We start from the raw sequence: 17,206 nt of genomic DNA, 5'->3' as shown, positions 1-17,206 counted from the left end.
CGTCAGCGTAGTCCCGGTTCAGCGGCGGCTCAGTACCTCGCCGAAACGATCGGCCATCCAGTCGATCTCTTCGTGGGTGATGACCAACGGCGGTGCCAGACGCAGCGTCGAGCCGTGGGTGTCCTTGGCGAGCACACCGCGTTGCGCCAGGTTGAGGCAGAACTGCTTGCCGCTGCCCAACTCCGGGTCGATGTCGATCCCGGCCCACAGACCGAGTCCGCGGACGGTAATCACCCCGTGGCCGATGAACGCGCGAAGCCGAGTGTGCATGTGGTCGCCGAGTTCGGCGGCGCGGGCCTGCCAGCTGCCATCGGCGAGCATGTCGACCACGGTGTGACCGACCGCGGCGGCGAGCGGGTTGCCGCCGAACGTCGAACCGTGCTGGCCCGGGTGCAGGACGCCGAGGATGTCGCGGTCGGCGACCACGGCCGACACCGGCAGCACGCCGCCGCCGAGAGCCTTGCCGAGGGTGTAGACGTCGGGGACCACACCCCAGTGCTCGCACGCGAAGGTGGTGCCGGTGCGTCCGAGTCCGGACTGGATCTCGTCGGCGATCATCAAGACGTTGCGGTCGGTGCACAGGGCGCGCACGCGGGGCAGGTAGTCGGCGGGCGGCACGATGATGCCGGCCTCGCCCTGGATCGGTTCGACGAGCACGGCGACCGTGTCGTCGGTGATCGCGGCCGCCAGTGACTCCACGTCACCGAACGGCACCCGCACGAATCCTGGTGTGTAGGGACCGAATCCGGCGCGCGCCTCCTCGTCGTCGCTGAAGCTGATGATGGTGGTGGTGCGACCGTGGAAGTTGCCGCCCGCGACGATGATCTGCGCACGACCGTCGGCGACGCCCTTGACGTCGTAACCCCACTTGCGGGCCACCTTGATCGCGGATTCCACCGCCTCCGCACCGGTGTTCATCGGCAGCACCATCTCTTTGCCGCAGAGGTCGGCGAGGGCGGCGCAGAACGGCTCGAGTTGGTCGGACATGAAGGCGCGGCTGGTGAGTGTCACGCGGCTGAGTTGGTCGATGGCAGACGCGACGATCCGGGGATGACGGTGTCCGAAATTGACTGCCGAGTACGCACCGAGGCAGTCGAGGTAGCGGCGTCCGTCGACGTCGGTGATCCACGCACCTTCGGCCGTCGCCGCGGTGACGGGCAGCGGCGAATAGTTGTGCGCCACGTGCGGTTCGGCGCCGTGGGGTTCGGGGGAGTGGGGTTTGGGGGCGGTGGTCTCTTTCATGGCTCTCAATTCCAGTGTGCAGCATTTGACCCCGCCGCCACCCTTGAGCAACTCGGAAAGGTCGAGAGTGATCGGTTCGTAACCGGCTTGACGCAGTTGCGATTCCAGATGCGGTGCCCGATCGGTCATGATCACGTGCTTGCCGTCGGAGACGAGGTTGAGCCCGAGGACCTCGGCGTCGGCTGCGGTCGCGATGATCGCGTCCGGGAAGAGTTCGTCGAGCAGGGCGCGCGACGCGTCGGAGAAGGCGCCGGGGTAGTAGGCGATGGTGTTCTCGTCGAGCACCCCGAGTGCGGTGTCGAGGTGATAGAACCGCGGATCGACGAGGTCGAGGGTGATCACGGGCAGCCCGGTGACCGCGGCGACCTCGGCGTGGGTGTCGCGGTGCGTGCGGAACCCGGTGCCGGCGAGGATACGGTCGCCGACGACGAGGAAGTCGCCCTCGCCCTCCTGGATGCCGTCGGTGCGGTGGACCGGGCCGAATCCGGCGGTGTGGAACCAGTCGGCGTAGTGGTCGCCTTCGGCTGCACGTTCAGGGAAGGCGAAGCGTGCGGCGATCGCCTTGCCGTCGATGACGAGACCGCCGTTGGCGGCGTAGACCATGTCCGGCAGGCCGGGTTGCGGCTCGACCAGATGCACGGTGTGGCCCAGGGCTTGGTAGGTGTCGAGCAACGTCTGCCACTGCGCGAGCGCGCGCTGGGCGTCGACCGGAACGCTGGGATCCATCCACGGGTTGATCGCGTAACTGACCTCGAAGTGTGCGGGCGGGGTCATCGCATAGGTGCGGGTGCGGTGGGCTCGTACGAACGGCGCGGCGAAGGAAGGGGTCGTCAACGTCATTTTTCGAGGGTATCGTCGGGTGCTGACGCAATCAATCGCCATAGATTGCTCTCATGTTTAACGAATAGCCGAACCAACAGTGTAGAGGATCGATACATTGCGTGCGCTCGATGATTTGGACGACAAGGTGCTCGCTTGCCTCGCGCGGGACGCGCGGGCGACCTACGCGGAGGTGGGTGCCGAGGTCGGCTTGTCGGCCCCCGCGGTGAAGCGACGGGTGGACCGACTCCTCGACGACGGCGTCATCAAAGGCTTCACCACGGTGATCGATCCAGCGGCGATGCAGTGGACAACCGAGGCCTACGTGCAGGTGTTCTGTCGCGGGAACATCTCGCCCGATGACCTGCGCGCGGCCTGGGAGCCGATCCATGAGGTGGTGAGTGCCGCGACCATCACCGGCACGGCCGACGCGATCCTGCGCATCATGGCGCGCGACGTCCACCACCTCGAGCAAGCGTTGGAGCGCATCCGGCAGGCCAGTCCGGTCGATCGGACCGAGTCGATCATCGTCCTGAGTCAGTTACTCGAACGAGGGCATCCGTAGGGGTGGTGTTCGGTGTGCTAGCGTGGTCGCCGTGATCAGCAACGTGCGCGCCTATTGGCGCTTCTTTATCGAGGCTCCGGTCGAGCCTGCGATGAAGCGCTGATTGCTGCACGCACACAACACCGGAGCCCCGAGCAGTGACCGAGAGGTCGCTGCTTTTGTCATTTCAGGGGTTCCGGCCACATCTGGGCGTGCCCCGCAGAAATCGCAGGGCATGACCATGAAAGGCACATCGAAGTGACCACACTCCCGGAACTCACCCCGGTCGGCGAATCGACTTCCGACCGGCGCATCACCGCATTCCGGCCGATTCCTTCACCGGACACCATCCGCACCGAACTGCCGCTGACCGCGCGGCGGGCGATCGCGGTCCAGCGCGACCGCGACGAGATCGCCGACATTCTCGCCGGCCGCGACGACCGACTGCTCGTCGTCGTCGGACCGTGCTCGGTGCACGATCCGATCGCCGCCATCGACTACGCACGCCGGCTTGCCCCACTCGCCGACGCCTACGCCGACCGCCTCAAGATCGTGATGCGCGTGTACTTCGAGAAGCCGCGCACCACCGTCGGCTGGAAGGGTCTCATCAACGACCCCGGCATGGACGGGTCGTTCGACGTGGAGCGCGGGCTGCGCACGGCACGATCGTTGCTGCTCGACATCATCGATCTCGGGTTGCCCGTCGGCTGCGAATTCCTCGAGCCCACCAGCCCGCAGTACATCGCCGACGCGGTGGCCTGGGGCGCGATCGGCGCCCGGACCACCGAGTCGCAGGTGCACCGTCAGCTCGCATCCGGGCTGTCGATGCCCATCGGCTTCAAGAACGGCACCGACGGCAACGTCCAGGTCGCCATCGACGGTGTGAAAGCCGCTGCGGCACAGCATGTCTTCTTCGGCGTCGACGACTTCGGCAACGGTGCGGTGGTGGAGACCGCAGGCAACGAGGACTGCCACATCATCCTGCGCGGCGGCACCGGTGGACCGAACTTCGACACCGACTCCATCGCCACGGCAACCACAGCACTGGAGAAGGCGGGACTGCCCGCACGCGTGATGATCGACTGCAGCCATGCCAATTCGGGCAAAGACCATGTCCGTCAGGCGGAGGTGGCGACCGAGATCGCCGCGTCGGTCCGCGCCAGGCGGGAGCAGGGGTTGGGGTCGCAGATCAGCGGCGTGATGCTGGAGAGCTTCCTGGAGCCGGGTGCACAGTCGCCGGACGCGCGGCCGCTCACCTACGGCCAGTCGGTCACCGACAAGTGCATGGGCTGGGAGGCCAGCGCCGACGTGCTGGCGGCGTTCGCGCGGGTCTGAGCTCCATCCGCTACCTGAGTCTGGGATCCGTGGAAGCACCTTGAGGGGTGCGCCCCAGCAACCCACGCCGGCCCATCTCCGCTCCCTGAGGTGCTCGAGGCTCGTCGCCAGCGCTCCTCGCTCAGGCAGCGGAGGGAGGGGCTTCGGGGCTCGCAGGCTCAGCCAGCGACGGTGGGCTCGCAGCCCGGCGGGAGGGTGGCCTCCGAAGAACTCAGACCACGTCGACGTCGGACCTGCGCGTCGGAATGGTGATGAGCGCGCGACGATACAGACGTGCACCCGGATCGGCGACGGTGTCGGTCACGCGCATCTCGCATTCCCAGCGGTCGGGCCGGACTCGGTTCAGCAGGTAGCCGCGCTGTGCGTTGCCGAACCGAACATGTGGTGAGGCCGCCTTGAGGCGCCGATCATTGTCGTCGCTGTCCTCGCCGTCGCCGCCCGACGAGATAGACGTGCCCGCGAGCTCGACACCGACGACCGGTGACTCGGTGCGATAGTCGGACCGCAGATCGGCGACGACGTTGCGATGGATGTCGCCGGCCAGCGACACGAGACCGGTGACGTCGCGTCGGTGCGCGCCGTCGAGGATGCGCGTCCGGGCGGGTTCGTATCCGCTCCAGCCGTCCATGCTGACTGCGCGCGTGGTGCCATCGAGCCGGGCTAGGTCTGCCATCGGAAGTTGTTGTGCGATCACGTTCCATCGGCGCCGAGGTTGCGCGAGACCGTCGAGCAGCCACTGTTCCTGTGCGGAACCGAGCATGGTGCGTGTCGGGTCGGCGGTGCGAGCGTCCTGTGCCGTGTCGCGATCGCCGTTGACCTGGTCGCTGCGATGGCTGCGGGTGTCGAGCAGATGGAACTGCGCGAGATCGCCAAAGGTGAAGCGGCGGTAGGCGCGCATGTCGACACCGGGCCGGCGGGCCGAGATGCGCGTCGGGGTGTTCTCCCACCATGCGCGCAATCCGGCCGCCCGCCGAATCACGAAGTCGCGCATCGCTGTTCCGTCGGCTGGGACGTCGCCCGCCCAGTTGTCGGCCACCTCGTGGTCGTCGAATCCCATGATGAACGGCGAAACCCGGTGGGCCTCCTGCAGATCGGCGTCGGCGCGGTACAGCGCGTAACGATCTCGGTAGTCGTCGATCGACGTCGCGGCGCGAAACGCCGAGCGTGGGCGTGGATCACCACGACGCGGTCCGCGGGCCGGTGGTGGCGTCTCGTATATGTAGTCACCAAGGTGGAAGACCACGTCCGGAGCGTGCGCGGCGAGGTCTCGGTAGGCGACGAAGTAGCCCTCACCCCAGTTCTGGCAGGACGCGACGGCCACCGTGAGAAGACGGGGCTGCGCGCTGGCCGCAGGAGCCGTGCGAGTGCGTCCGATCACCGAGATGTCGCCCAACGCCCGGAACCGGTAGAAGTACTCGGTCGAGGGTTGGAGCCCACGCAGATCGATGTGCACGGAGTGGCCACCGTCGGCTGTTGCAATCGTGGTGCCGCGCCGAATGACTCGACGCATCGTCTCGTCGGTGGCGACCTCCCAGTCGACGTTCACCGGTACACCGCACATGCCGCCGCCGCGAGCCATCGGGTCGACGGCAAGACGCGTCCACAGCACGACCCCGTCCGGCAGCGGGTCGCCGGACGCAACACCCAGGGTGAACAGCGCATCGTCGGGTCCGGGAGGGGGTCGCATGGAGTCCGCTTCGGCCGAACACAGACTCGAGCTGAACGCGAGGCCGACGGCGAGGGCCGACCAGTTGAGGAACCGTCGGCGCGTCAGTCCGTCGATGTGCGCGTCGCGAAGCGGAGGTCCGGCCACGCGCACAGAACAGCAGGCCAGCCTGTCCAGACATTGACCTCAGATGGACGCGTCGGTGAGAACGAGGTGAACCGGGCAGTGATTCCGTCCGCGGATGATCGTTCAGGCGAGAATAACCAGCCAGACGGCGATGTAGTGCAGTAGTGCGGCGACTGCCGTGCAGACGTGGAACACCTCGTGATGGCCGAAGGTCGAGGGCCACGGGTTGGGCCAGCGGAGGGCGTAGAGGATGCCGCCGATGCTGTAGAGCGCCCCGCCTACTGCCAGCAGGACGATGATCGCGACACCACACTGCGCGATCAGCGCCGGTGCGACGGCGATGATCACCCATCCGAGCAGGATGTAGAGCGTCACTCCCAGCCAGCGCGGCGACGACGGCCAGAGCAGTTTGAGCACCACCCCGGCAACGGCACCCGTCCACACGATGCCCAGAACCCACCAGCGTGCGGGGGACGGCAGGCCCATCGCGCAGAAGGGTGTGTAGGTACCCGCGATGAACAGGAAGATCATCGAGTGATCGGCGCGTTTCATGCGGATTTGCGCGCGCACGGTCTTCCACGGGATGCGGTGATAGGACGCACTCACCGCGAACACGCCGAACACCGTGATCGCGTACACCGCGCAGGCCGCAGCCGCGACCGCACCGCGCGCCATGGCGGCACCGATGACGACGGCGATGCCCGCGACCGCGGCGACGTAGGCCGAGTAGTGATGGATCACGCCTCGGAGTCGGGGCCGGTCGGGGATCGACGGCAACGGTGGGATGATGGTGCTCACGCAACCTACGGTAGCGTAAGTTACTGGCGAGATCGAGGCGCGTAAGGTGTGCCACGTGACACCGAGGACCCGACGATGAAGCTGCTGCCGGACCGGTTGCGGCGCCCGGTGCTCAGCGTCTATGAACGCCGGCTGATCCAGTTGATGGATGGGACGCGCATCCCTCATCATGTGGCGATCATCTGCGACGGAAACCGTCGGTGGGCCCGGGAGGCGGGTTTCGAGGACGTCAGCCACGGCCATCGGGTGGGTGCGCAGCGCATCGCCGACATGCTCGGATGGTGCGCGGACCTCGGCATCGGAGCAGTCACCATCTATCTCTTGTCCACCGAGAATCTGAGTCGAGCATCCGAGGAACTCGACGCACTGATGGAGATCGTGCCCGACATCGTCGACGAGATCTCCGCCCCGGACGGCCAGTGGCGGGTCCGCATCGTCGGCACCCTGGATCAGTTGCCCGCGCCGGTGGCCGACCGTCTGCGCGCGGCGTCGGATCGGACTGCCGGACGTGACGGCATGAATGTCAATGTCGCGGTCGGGTACGGGGGCCGGCAGGAGATCGTCGACGCGGTGCGTGCGCTCCTCGAGGAACGGCTCGAGCAGGGCGCCTCGCCGGCCGAGATGATCGACGCGGTCACCGTGGAGGCTATCGACGCGAACCTCTACACCAAGGGGCAGCCGGATCCGGATCTGGTGATCCGGACCTCTGGTGAGCAGCGGCTGTCGGGCTTTCTGCTGTGGCAGAGCGCCTATTCGGAGATCTGGTTCACCGACGCGTACTGGCCGGAGTTCCGTCGGGTCGACTTCTTGCGAGCCCTGCGCGACTTCTCCGCACGGAACCGTCGCTTCGGCAAATAGTGTCGGGCGCCAGACACCAGTGCTAAATTAGAACACGTTCTAATTTGCGCCGCGTCGAAGGAGTCCGTTCATGCACACCCAGATCTGCGACGAACTCGGAATCGAGTTCCCGATCTTCGCATTTACCCATTGCCGAGACGTGGTGGTCGCGGTCAGCAAGGCAGGCGGATTCGGCGTCCTGGGGGCTGTCGGTTTCACGCCGGAACAACTCGAGATCGAACTCAACTGGATCGACGAGCACATCGGCGACCATCCCTACGGCGTCGACATCGTCATCCCCAACAAATACGAGGGCATGGACGCCGAGATGTCGGCCGACGATCTCACCACGATGCTCCAGTCGATGGTGCCGGAGCAGACGCTCGACTTCGGTCGAAAGTTGTTGCGCGACCACGGTGTTCCACTCGACGAGGACAACGACAACTCGCTGCAGTTGCTCGGCTGGACCGAGGCCACCGCGACCCCGCAGGTGGAGATCGCGCTGCAGCATCCCAAGGTGAGTCTGATCGCCAACGCGCTCGGCACGCCTCCGGTGGACATGATCGGCAAGATCCACGACGCCGGACGCAAGGTGGCCGCGCTGTGCGGCTCGCCGAAGCAGGCGCGTAAGCACGCCGACGCCGGGGTGGACATCATCATCGCGCAGGGCGGCGAGGGTGGTGGCCACTGCGGAGAGGTCGGGTCGATCGTGCTGTGGCCGCAGGTGGTCAAAGAGGTTGCGCCCGTGCCGGTTCTGGCCGCCGGTGGGATCGGCAGTGGTCAGCAGATCGCCGCGGCGCTTGCCCTCGGTGCGCAGGGCGCGTGGAGCGGATCGCAGTGGCTGATGGTCGAAGAGGCCGAGAACACGCCGGTCCAGCAGGCGGCCTACATCAACGCCGGCAGTCGCGACACCGTGCGCAGTCGGTCGTTCACCGGCAAGCCGTGCCGAATGCTTCGCAACGACTGGACCGAGGCCTGGGAGAACCCGGAGAATCCGGATCCGCTCGGAATGCCGTTGCAGTACATGGTCTCCGGCATGGCGGTGGCCGCCACGCACAAGTACCCGGACGAGAGCATCGACGTCGCCTTCAACCCGGTCGGCCAGGTCGTCGGACAGTTCCAGAAGGTGGAGCGGACGGCGGCGGTCATCGAGCGGTGGGTGCAGGAATACATCGACGCGACAAGCGCTTTGGAGACGCTCGCCAGTTCGGTGTGAGCGAGGGGCCCTCGAACCTCAGCTCAGGGACTGGCTGGGACTGGTCGGATCAGGCGCGTCAACGCATCGAGGCCGGCGTCGAAGGCCGATGCCGCGGGGGTGCCGAAGCCCACGGCGATGCCGCCCTGTGGTAGCGGCTCCGCGTCGGCGTGGCGAAACAGGTCGAGTCCGAACACGGCGATGCCGTCGGCGTGTGCCCGCGCAACCACGGTGGGCTCGTCATCCCGCGGCACCGGAATGAGGACGTGCAATCCTGCTGCGATACCCGGGATCTCGATGCCGATGGACGCCAGTCGATCGGTCAGCTGGTCGCGTCGTCGTCGATAAACCTGTCGGCTTCGTCGGATGTGGCGATCGTAGGTTCCCGACGTGATCATCTCGGCGAGCACGAGTTGATCGACGATGCTCGCGTCGGGCTCGCGGGCGCCCTTGGCCGTGGTCACCGGATCGATCAGGTGCGACGGCAGGACCAGCCACCCGGCTCGCACCGCGGGCGAGAGGCTCTTGGAGACCGACCCGGTGTAGATGACGACGTCAGGAGCCAGGCCCTGTAGGGCGCCGACCGGGTCACGGTCGTACCGGAGTTCGCCGTCGTAGTCGTCTTCGACGATCAGTGCACCGGTGCGTCGCGCCCACTCCACCAACCGCATTCGGCGTTCGGGGTGCAGGGCGACCCCGGTCGGGTATTGATGGCTCGGCGTCACCAGAACGGCGGTGGGGGCCGCGCGCTCCACATCGTCGACCAGCAGTCCGTTGTCGTCGATCCTGATCGGGACGATGTCGGCACCCCCACGCACCAGTGCGTCACGGTGGAACGGAAGTCCATAGGCCTCCACGGCCACACGTGGTCCGAGTACGGTGCGCGCCAACAGTTCCAGCGATGCCTGGACGGCGGTCATCAACACGATCGACTCCGCTGTTGTGCGGACCCCGCGAGCGCGAGCGAGATACGTGCGCAGCGCTTCCCGCAGTTCGGGTCGTCCGCCGGGATGAGACGGTGCGAAGGCGCTGTCGGGCGCTCTGGTCAGGGCGTGTCGGGTCGCGTTGATCCAGTCGGCACGCGGAAACAGCCCGGCGTTGGGTTGGCCCATCGAGAAGTCGTGGCGTACCTGGGCCATGGCCTGCGCTTGCGGCGCTCGTGGCTCTACGCCCGGAAGTCCCTCTGCGACAACGCCGGATGCCACTCGTGTGCCCGACCCTCGACGGGCGGTGAGCCATCCCTCGGCGATGAGTTCGGTGTACACGGCGGACACGGTGTTGCGGGCCAACCCCAGGTCCGCGGCCAGGGATCGGTAGGGCGGCAGCAGGGAACCGGGTGGTAACTGCCCGGTCGAGATAGCGTGGCGCAGTGCTGCGGCCAGCGTGTGCCGTCGCTGCGAGCCGCGGCCGCGAGGATTCCCGTCCGGGTCGGGCTGAAGGTCGAGGTACAGGTCGGTTCCCAGGCGACGCGCGACCGAATCCCACGGATCGGTGTCGGGAGAGTTCTCAGAATTGACCCGCATATCTGCCATCGAATTGCACCACCTTTCTGGTGCAATTCTGCCCTACTGTGGACGTTGTCGAACCACCACGAACGGAGATGAGATGAAGGCAGTTGTGTTCGGGGCGACGGGCACGCTCGGCTCGGCGCTCACGCAACGATTGAGCGACAACGGTGTCGACGTGGTGTCGGCGTCGCGGGCATCTGGCGTGGATGCCTATCGCGGAGAAGGATTGGACGCGGCGATTGCGGGAGCAGACGTGGTGGTGGACTGCCTCAACGTCACGACCATGAAGGCGAAAGAGGCTGTCGACTTCTTCACGACCGCTGCGGGCAACGTGGGTCGCGCAGCAGCGGCAGCGGGAGCGCCCGTTGTGTGCCTGTCGATCGTCAACGCGTCCGACCCGGCGGTGAATCGCAAGTTCGGTTACTACCAGGGGAAAGCCGCGCAGGAGGAGGCCTACGCCAGCGTCGTGGCGCCCGAGAACCTGACCATCGTGAAATCGGTGCAATGGTACGAACTCGCCGAACAGTTGCTGGGCATGATGCGGCTCGGGCCGATCGCTGCGGTGCCGCACATGCGCGCTCGGCCGGCCGCCGCCGCCGATGTCGCGTCGGTACTCGCCGACGTCGTCGCGGCAGCGCAGCACAAGCCCGCCGATGGCGTAATCGAGGTGGCCGGTCCGCAGGTTCTCGACCTGGTCGATGTCGCGAAAGCCATTGCGCGACAGAAGGGGTCACCCAAGTGGGTGGTCGGGATCCGCTTCGGTGGTGCCGCCATCCGGGACGGTGGGCTGGTGCCGTCCGCGCCGGACATCGTGACACCGACCGGCCTCGACGACTGGCTGGCCGAAAGATCCGGTCCTGCCGCGACCGTGGAGAACCGGCGATGAGCACCGCCACGCGGCCGGCGACCCGGATGTGGATTCCGCCGGGCTCGACGAGCGTTCGCCGGACCGGCGCGGGTCACAGCTTCCGCAGCCGCACCCGATTGATCGAATGATCGACGTCCTTGCGCAGCACCAGGGATGCCCGGGGTCGGGTCGGGAGGATGTTCTCGATCAGATTGGGGCGGTTGATGGAAAGCCAGAGATCGCGTGCGGCCGCCGTCGCCTGGTCGTCGGTGAGGGACGCGTAGGCGTGGAAATGTGAGTTGGGATCGGCGAACGACGTGGTTCGCATCTTCAGGAATCTCGACACGTACCACTGTTCGATGTCGTCCATCTTGGCGTCGACGTAGATGGAGAAGTCGAACAGGTCCGACACCATCAGCGTGGGACCGGTCTGTAAGACGTTGAGTCCCTCCAGGATCAGGATGTCGGGCTGGCGCACGTAGTGGTAGACGTCGGGCACGATGTCGTAGGCGATGTGGGAATAGACGGGAGCGGTCACCTCGCGTGCGCCGGACTTCACCTCGGTGACGAACCGCAGCAGTGCACGCCGATCGTAGGATTCTGGAAAACCCTTGCGATGCATGATTCCTCGGCGTTCCAGAACCGACGTCGGCAACAGGAAGCCGTCGGTGGTCACCAAGTCCACCTTGGGGTGGGAATCCCATCGGGCGAGCAGGGCGGCGAGGACGCGGGCGGTGGTCGATTTGCCGACCGCCACGCTGCCCGCGATGCCGATCACGAAGGGGACCTGCCGGGAGTGCTGCCGTTCGCCGAGGAACGTCGACGTGGCGGCGAACAACCGCTGCCGGGCGGCGATCTGTAGGTGGATGAGACGCGAGAGCGGTAGATAGACGTCGGCGACCTCGTCGAGGTCGATCTGTTCACCGAGGCCGACGAGTTCGGCGAGCTCGTACTCGTTGAGCACCATCGGCATCGATTGCCGCAGGTCACGCCACTGCTTGCGATCGAGTTCCAGATACAGACTGGGATCGCGATCGGAGGTGTGGCGCGCCATCAGAAGCGACTTCCGGTCACCGTGGGGGGCTCGGACCTGGTCGTCATGCGCTACAGCCTATTAGTGTCACCTCACGGTCGCGTAGCCTGCCTCCCATGTCCTCATTGGTCGCCGACTACCTGCGCTTGGGCCTGGCTTTCGACCGCCTCGAAGAGGGATTCGTCGACGCCTACACCGGCGACCCCGCGATCCTTGCCGAGGTGGCGGGTGCGCCGACGCCCGAGCCTGCGGCGCTGGCACGGCGCGCACGTGACCTGCGTGCTGAGTTGCCCGCCGGCCTCGACTCCGATCGGGCTGCCTTTGTCGGTGCTCATCTGCGGGCGCTCGAGTGCTCGGCTCGCACATTCGCGGGCGAGCAGATCGGGTTCGTCGACGAGGTCCGTGCCTACTTCGACGTCGACATCGCGATGGGCGACGAGGAGACCTACCGTCGCGCACACGTCGAGCTCGGCGAGGCGCTCGGTGTCGCCGATGCCGAGGGCGACCGACTCACCGGCGCGTACACGGCTTATCGCAAGGCCGACGAGATCGGCCCAGAGAAGGTCGACGAGTGCGTGCGGGCGTTCAGCGGAGCGTTGCGGGAGAAGGTGCGTGATGCATATCCGTTGCCGGACAACGAGATCGTCGAGTTCGAGGTGGTCACCGACAAGCCGTGGTCGGGGTTCAACTACTACCTCGGCGACTATCGCTCCCGGGTGGCCATCAATGTCGATCTCACCCAGCACATGTCGAACCTGCCGCACCTGATCGCGCACGAGGCCTATCCCGGCCACCACACCGAGCATTGCCGGAAGGAACAGTTCCTCGTCGAGCAGAGCGGTCAGAACGAGCAGTGCATCTTCCTGGTCAACACACCGCAATGCCTGATGGCCGAGGGCCTCGCCGACCACGCTCTCGGAGCCATCGTCGGTCCGGACTGGGGGATGTGGGCGCAGGAGATCTACGCCGATCTGGGTCTGCGATTCGACGGTGAACGTGCGCAACGGGTTTCGCGGGCAGCGGGCGGCCTGCTCGGGGTTCGGCAGGACGCGGCCCTGCTGCTGCATGATCGGCACGCCGACCACGACAGCGTCGTCGCGTATCTGCGGCGATGGCTGCTCGCCCCCGAGGAACGGGCGCGCCAGATGCTGCGGTTCCTCACTTCACCGCTGTGGCGTGCCTACATCTCCACCTACGTCGAGGGCTATCGGCTGCTCGACCAATGGCTCGACGCCGATCCGGCCGGCGACCGCGCTGCCCGTTTCGGCCGGCTCCTCGACGAACCCCTGATCCCGGCGTCCTTGCGCGCGGAACTGACCCAATAGACTGTCCGGCATGACCGCGAACTCTGAGTCCGTGAACTCCCAATCGCTCGCCGATCTCGACCCCGACGTGGCCGCCGCCATGAACGGTGAGCTGAGTCGCCAGCGCGACACCCTGGAGATGATCGCGTCGGAGAATTTCGTGCCGCGTGCCGTGTTGCAGGCGCAGGGCAGTGTGCTGACCAACAAGTACGCCGAGGGTTACCCGGGTCGCCGCTACTACGGCGGGTGTGAGTACGTCGACGTGGTCGAGGACATCGCCCGCAACCGCGCCAAGGAGCTGTTCGGCGCCGACTTCGCGAATGTGCAGCCGCATTCGGGCGCGCAGGCCAACGCCGCCGTGCTGGCCGCGTTGATGGAACCGGGGGAGACGCTGCTCGGCCTCGACCTCGCGCACGGCGGGCACCTCACCCACGGCATGCGGCTGAACTTCTCGGGCAAGCTCTACGAGAACGCCTTCTACGGCGTCAGCAAAGAGGACTTCCGCGTCGACATGGACGAGGTGCGCAAGATCGCCCTCGACACCCGGCCCAAGGTGATCGTCGCCGGCTGGTCGGCGTATCCGCGCACCCTCGACTTCGAGGCGTTCCGCTCGATCGCCGACGAGGTCGGCGCCTACCTCTGGACCGATATGGCGCACTTCGCCGGACTGGTGGCCGCCGGCCTGCATCCGTCTCCGGTCCCGCACTCCGACGTCGTGTCCTCGACCGTCCACAAGACACTCGGCGGGCCGCGGTCGGGCATCATCCTGGCCAAGCAGGAGTGGGCCAAGAAGCTCAACTCGGCGGTGTTCCCCGGCCAGCAGGGCGGCCCGCTGATGCACGTCATCGCGGCCAAGGCCGTCGCCCTGAAGATCGCCGGCACCGACGAGTTCAAGAAACGTCAGCAGCGCACGCTGTCGGGCGCCAAGATCCTGGCCGAGCGGCTGACCGGTGAGGACGTGTCCAAGGCGGGCGTGTCCGTGCTGACCGGCGGTACCGACGTCCACCTGGTGCTCGTCGACCTGCGCAACAGCTCGCTCGACGGTCAACAGGCCGAGGACCTGCTGCATCAGGTGGGCATCACCGTCAATCGCAACGCGGTGCCGTTCGACCCGCGCCCGCCGATGGTCACCTCGGGTCTGCGCATCGGTACGCCCGCACTCGCCACCCGCGGATTCGGCGACGAACAGTTCACCGAGGTCGCCGACATCATCGCCACCGCGTTGGCAGCAGGGGAGTCGGCGGATGTCGCAACGCTGCGTGGTCGGGTGTCGCAGCTGGCGCTGGACTTCCCGCTCTACGACGGTCTCGAGCAGTGGGGACTGATGAGCGGGTCCTGACCCGGAATTGCTCCCGCCCCGCACGCGTCCGTATCCTTGCACCGATGAACGCCTTGGATGAAGACGACCTGATCATCGCGCTCGAGAAGGCCCTTCCCGAGATCGCGGAAGACCACCAGGCGGCAGCCACGCCGTGGAGCCCGCACGACTGGGTGCCGTGGGACGACGGCCGCAACTTCGCGTTCCTCGGCGGTGACGACTGGGATCCGTCGCAGGCGACGCTGTCCGACGAGGCACGTGCCGGATCGCTGGCCCTGCTGCTGACCAAGGACAACCTGCCGTCCTACCACCGGGTGCTGGCCAAGCATTTCCCGGCGTTCTCGGACTGGCGGCAGCTGGTCGGTGTGTGGACCGCCGAGGACAACCGGCACGCGATCGTGCTGCGCGACTACCTGGTGGTCAAGCGCGCGATCGATCCGGTGGACTCCGAGGAGCGTCGCCGTGAGCACGTGACCAAGGGCTACCGGCAGAACACCGCCGCAGAGGGCGAATTGGGTCCGCTCGACGTCCTGGCCATGATGGCCGTCCACGAGAACCAGTGTGTGCACTTCATCAAGCGGCTCTCCGCTGTCGTCGGCGACGACGTCTACCAGCAGATCCTCACGAAGATCTCCAACGACGACCGCGTGCAGGGCGAGACGTTTGCCGCATTCCTGAATGCCGGACTGGTGGCCGACCAGGACACCACCGTCCTCGCCCTCGACAAGGCGCTCGCCCGCAACGAGGCGATCGGTAGCGACATCGACGATTTCGAGCCCGAATGGGCGCTCATCTCCGACTACGAGAACGCCGACACCAGGCAGGCCACCGCCGCCACGATCGTCGACGCGATCAAGCTGGAGAGCGTGCACGGACTGGGTGACGACGCCGAGGCCGCGCGGCAGCGGATTCTCGCACTCGCCGGCCGCGGGTGAACCTCGACTGAACTACTGAAGCGATTCGGCGCCACCGGGGGCGAAGAAAACCCTGGTGGCGCCGATTTGCGTCCCTGTGAAAAAGATACGTCCGGTTAACGCACAATTCACGCCGACACCCCCGTGTCGGCGCGCCGCGCCGACCGTACGCGCGTACGTTGACGAGTGACGGGCCGCGGGGAAGCGGTTCGTCCGGGAGGTTCAATTCGTGGTTTGCACCAGCAGCACGAGGGGGCCGGCCCCGGTCCTCGTCCACCTCGGCTGACGCCGAGGACCGCAGACACTGGACCGACCGGTCGACCTAACAGGTTTGTGCGGGCGCCGCACAAACGTAGGAGCCCACGTGACCACACGCACCTACGTCCTCGACACCTCCGTCTTGCTGTCCGACCCCTGGGCGGTCATGCGCTTCGCCGAGCACCATGTGGTTCTGCCACTGGTGGTCATCGGCGAACTCGAGGGCAAACGTCACCATCACGAGCTCGGCTGGTTTGCGCGCGAATCCTTGCGCATGCTCGATGACCTGCGATTGGCCCACGGTCGCCTCGATGTCCCGATTCCGATCGGCGACGACGGCGGCACGCTGCAGGTGGAGCTGAACCACACCGATCCCGCGGTGCTGCCGGCCGGTTTCCGTACGGAGACCAACGACTCACGCATTCTGGCGTGTGCGCTCAACCTGCGTGCCGAGGGCCGCGACGTCACGCTGGTCTCCAAGGACACCCCGTTGCGCGTGAAGGCGGGTGCTGTCGGCCTGGCCGCCGACGAGTATCACGCCCAGGACGTGGTGGTCTCCGGTTGGTCGGGCATGACCGAACTCGACGTCGACTCCACGGTGATCGATACGCTGTTCGCCGACGGAGTGGTGGATCTCGATGCCGCACGGGAACTGCCGTGCCACACCGGAATCCGACTTCTCGGACATGGCTCGTCGAGTGCGCTCGGACGGGTGACGGCCGAGAAGCGCGTCCAGCTGGTGCGTGGTGACCGAGAGGCCTTCGGACTGCACGGCCGTTCCGCGGAGCAGCGCGTCGCTCTCGATCTGTTGCTCGACGAGAGTGTGGGCATCGTGTCGCTCGGCGGCAAGGCCGGCACCGGCAAGTCGGCGCTGGCATTGTGCGCGGGACTCGAAGCGGTGCTCGAGCGTCGTACGCAGCGCAAGGTCGTCGTCTTCCGTCCGCTGTATGCGGTCGGCGGCCAGCAACTCGGCTACCTGCCGGGCAGCGAGGCCGACAAGATGGGCCCGTGGGCGCAGGCGGTCTTCGACACCCTCGAAGGCCTTGCGTCTCCCGAGGTCATCGAGGAGGTCCTGGCGCGCGGCATGCTGGAAGTGTTGCCGCTCACGCACATTCGTGGCCGGTCGTTGCACGACTCGTTCGTGATCGTCGACGAGGCGCAGTCGCTGGAACGCAATGTGCTGCTGACGGTCCTGTCGCGCCTGGGTACGGGGTCACGGGTGGTGCTCACCCACGACGTCGCGCAGCGCGACAACCTGCGCGTCGGGCGGCACGACGGTGTGGCCGCCGTGATCGAAAAGCTCAAGGGTCACCCGCTTTTCGCGCATGTCACCCTCACCCGCAGCGAGCGGTCGCCGATCGCGGCGCTGGTCACCGAGATGCTCGAGGAATTTGGGCCGGGCGCACCGGGAGCGTAGCGAGCGGGCGCCATTCAGGCTCAGCGCACCGGGAGCGTAGCGAGC

Annotated in this window: 14 protein-coding genes; 9 read left to right on the top strand and 5 right to left on the bottom strand. The window is 66.7% G+C overall.

What is annotated here, in order from left to right; all coding sequences use genetic code 11:
* Positions 1–18: 18 nt before the first annotated feature.
* Positions 19–2,082, bottom strand: a complete 2,064-nt coding sequence (gene rocD, locus ACWDTF_RS03185) for an ornithine--oxo-acid transaminase (protein WP_449753939.1) — start codon at positions 2,080–2,082, stop codon at positions 19–21.
* 97 nt (positions 2,083–2,179) lie between these two features.
* Between rocD and ACWDTF_RS03180 the strand changes: the two genes are divergently transcribed.
* The gene (locus tag ACWDTF_RS03180; protein ID WP_240856597.1) at positions 2,180–2,626 is read left to right on the top strand and encodes an Lrp/AsnC family transcriptional regulator; all 447 of its coding nucleotides are present in this window, start codon (positions 2,180–2,182) and stop codon (positions 2,624–2,626) included.
* A gap of 237 nt (positions 2,627–2,863) precedes the next feature.
* Positions 2,864–3,940 carry a 3-deoxy-7-phosphoheptulonate synthase gene (locus tag ACWDTF_RS03175; protein WP_240856598.1) on the top strand — a complete coding sequence of 359 codons (1,077 nt, stop codon included), beginning with the start codon at positions 2,864–2,866 and terminating at the stop codon, positions 3,938–3,940.
* Between the two features lie 211 nt (positions 3,941–4,151).
* Here the strand turns inward: ACWDTF_RS03175 and ACWDTF_RS03170 are convergent, their stop codons facing one another.
* On the bottom strand, positions 4,152–5,753 hold the full coding sequence (locus ACWDTF_RS03170) for an alkaline phosphatase D family protein (protein WP_374246471.1): 1,602 nt from the start codon (positions 5,751–5,753) through the stop codon (positions 4,152–4,154).
* Between the two features lie 102 nt (positions 5,754–5,855).
* Entirely contained in the window at positions 5,856–6,530 is a 675-nt protein-coding gene (gene trhA / locus ACWDTF_RS03165) for a PAQR family membrane homeostasis protein TrhA (protein WP_355273839.1), read from the bottom strand.
* A gap of 75 nt (positions 6,531–6,605) precedes the next feature.
* Between trhA and ACWDTF_RS03160 the strand changes: the two genes are divergently transcribed.
* A complete protein-coding gene (locus ACWDTF_RS03160; protein ID WP_240856712.1) occupies positions 6,606–7,388 on the top strand; it encodes an isoprenyl transferase in 783 nt (260 codons plus the stop codon).
* Positions 7,389–7,458: 70 nt separating this feature from the next.
* Complete coding sequence (locus ACWDTF_RS03155) at positions 7,459–8,583, top strand: nitronate monooxygenase (RefSeq protein WP_240856600.1); 1,125 nt, start codon at positions 7,459–7,461, stop codon at positions 8,581–8,583.
* A gap of 23 nt (positions 8,584–8,606) precedes the next feature.
* Here the strand turns inward: ACWDTF_RS03155 and pdxR are convergent, their stop codons facing one another.
* Positions 8,607–10,094, bottom strand: a complete 1,488-nt coding sequence (gene pdxR, locus ACWDTF_RS03150) for a MocR-like pyridoxine biosynthesis transcription factor PdxR (protein WP_355273836.1) — start codon at positions 10,092–10,094, stop codon at positions 8,607–8,609.
* A 73-nt stretch (positions 10,095–10,167) separates the two neighbouring features.
* On the opposite strand from pdxR, the gene ACWDTF_RS03145 reads away from it, so the two are divergent.
* A complete protein-coding gene (locus ACWDTF_RS03145) occupies positions 10,168–10,956 on the top strand; it encodes an SDR family oxidoreductase (protein WP_240856602.1) in 789 nt (262 codons plus the stop codon).
* A 73-nt stretch (positions 10,957–11,029) separates the two neighbouring features.
* Here the strand turns inward: ACWDTF_RS03145 and coaA are convergent, their stop codons facing one another.
* Positions 11,030–11,971 carry a type I pantothenate kinase gene (gene coaA / locus ACWDTF_RS03140; protein WP_240856603.1) on the bottom strand — a complete coding sequence of 314 codons (942 nt, stop codon included), beginning with the start codon at positions 11,969–11,971 and terminating at the stop codon, positions 11,030–11,032.
* A gap of 95 nt (positions 11,972–12,066) precedes the next feature.
* On the opposite strand from coaA, the gene ACWDTF_RS03135 reads away from it, so the two are divergent.
* The 4 genes from ACWDTF_RS03135 to ACWDTF_RS03120 all read left to right on the top strand — a co-directional run bounded on the left by ACWDTF_RS03135 (position 12,067) and on the right by ACWDTF_RS03120 (position 17,161).
* Complete coding sequence (locus tag ACWDTF_RS03135) at positions 12,067–13,275, top strand: DUF885 domain-containing protein (RefSeq protein WP_240856604.1); 1,209 nt, start codon at positions 12,067–12,069, stop codon at positions 13,273–13,275.
* 10 nt (positions 13,276–13,285) lie between these two features.
* On the top strand, positions 13,286–14,593 hold the full coding sequence (gene glyA, locus ACWDTF_RS03130) for a serine hydroxymethyltransferase (RefSeq protein WP_240856605.1): 1,308 nt from the start codon (positions 13,286–13,288) through the stop codon (positions 14,591–14,593).
* 44 nt (positions 14,594–14,637) lie between these two features.
* Positions 14,638–15,507 carry an acyl-ACP desaturase gene (locus ACWDTF_RS03125; protein ID WP_240856606.1) on the top strand — a complete coding sequence of 290 codons (870 nt, stop codon included), beginning with the start codon at positions 14,638–14,640 and terminating at the stop codon, positions 15,505–15,507.
* Positions 15,508–15,850: 343 nt separating this feature from the next.
* Positions 15,851–17,161, top strand: a complete 1,311-nt coding sequence (locus ACWDTF_RS03120) for a PhoH family protein (RefSeq protein WP_355273830.1) — start codon at positions 15,851–15,853, stop codon at positions 17,159–17,161.
* The last annotated feature ends 45 nt before the right edge of the window (positions 17,162–17,206 follow it).

It is taken from the genome of Gordonia sp. NPDC003422, assembly GCF_053588675.1.
The sequence above is the reverse complement of the archived record's forward strand: the minus strand, read 5'-3'. Positions and strand labels throughout refer to the sequence as shown.

Coding starts and splice junctions, on each gene's coding strand:
- ACWDTF_RS03145 (WP_240856602.1), top strand. CDS start 10,168: ATGAAGGCAGTTGTGTTCGGGGCGACGGGCACGCTCGGCTCGGCGCTC.
- pdxR (WP_355273836.1), bottom strand. CDS start 10,094: ATGGCAGATATGCGGGTCAATTCTGAGAACTCTCCCGACACCGATCCG.
- ACWDTF_RS03155 (WP_240856600.1), top strand. CDS start 7,459: ATGCACACCCAGATCTGCGACGAACTCGGAATCGAGTTCCCGATCTTC.
- coaA (WP_240856603.1), bottom strand. CDS start 11,971: ATGGCGCGCCACACCTCCGATCGCGATCCCAGTCTGTATCTGGAACTC.
- ACWDTF_RS03160 (WP_240856712.1), top strand. CDS start 6,606: ATGAAGCTGCTGCCGGACCGGTTGCGGCGCCCGGTGCTCAGCGTCTAT.
- ACWDTF_RS03125 (WP_240856606.1), top strand. CDS start 14,638: ATGAACGCCTTGGATGAAGACGACCTGATCATCGCGCTCGAGAAGGCC.
- ACWDTF_RS03135 (WP_240856604.1), top strand. CDS start 12,067: ATGTCCTCATTGGTCGCCGACTACCTGCGCTTGGGCCTGGCTTTCGAC.
- glyA (WP_240856605.1), top strand. CDS start 13,286: ATGACCGCGAACTCTGAGTCCGTGAACTCCCAATCGCTCGCCGATCTC.
- rocD (WP_449753939.1), bottom strand. CDS start 2,082: ATGACGTTGACGACCCCTTCCTTCGCCGCGCCGTTCGTACGAGCCCAC.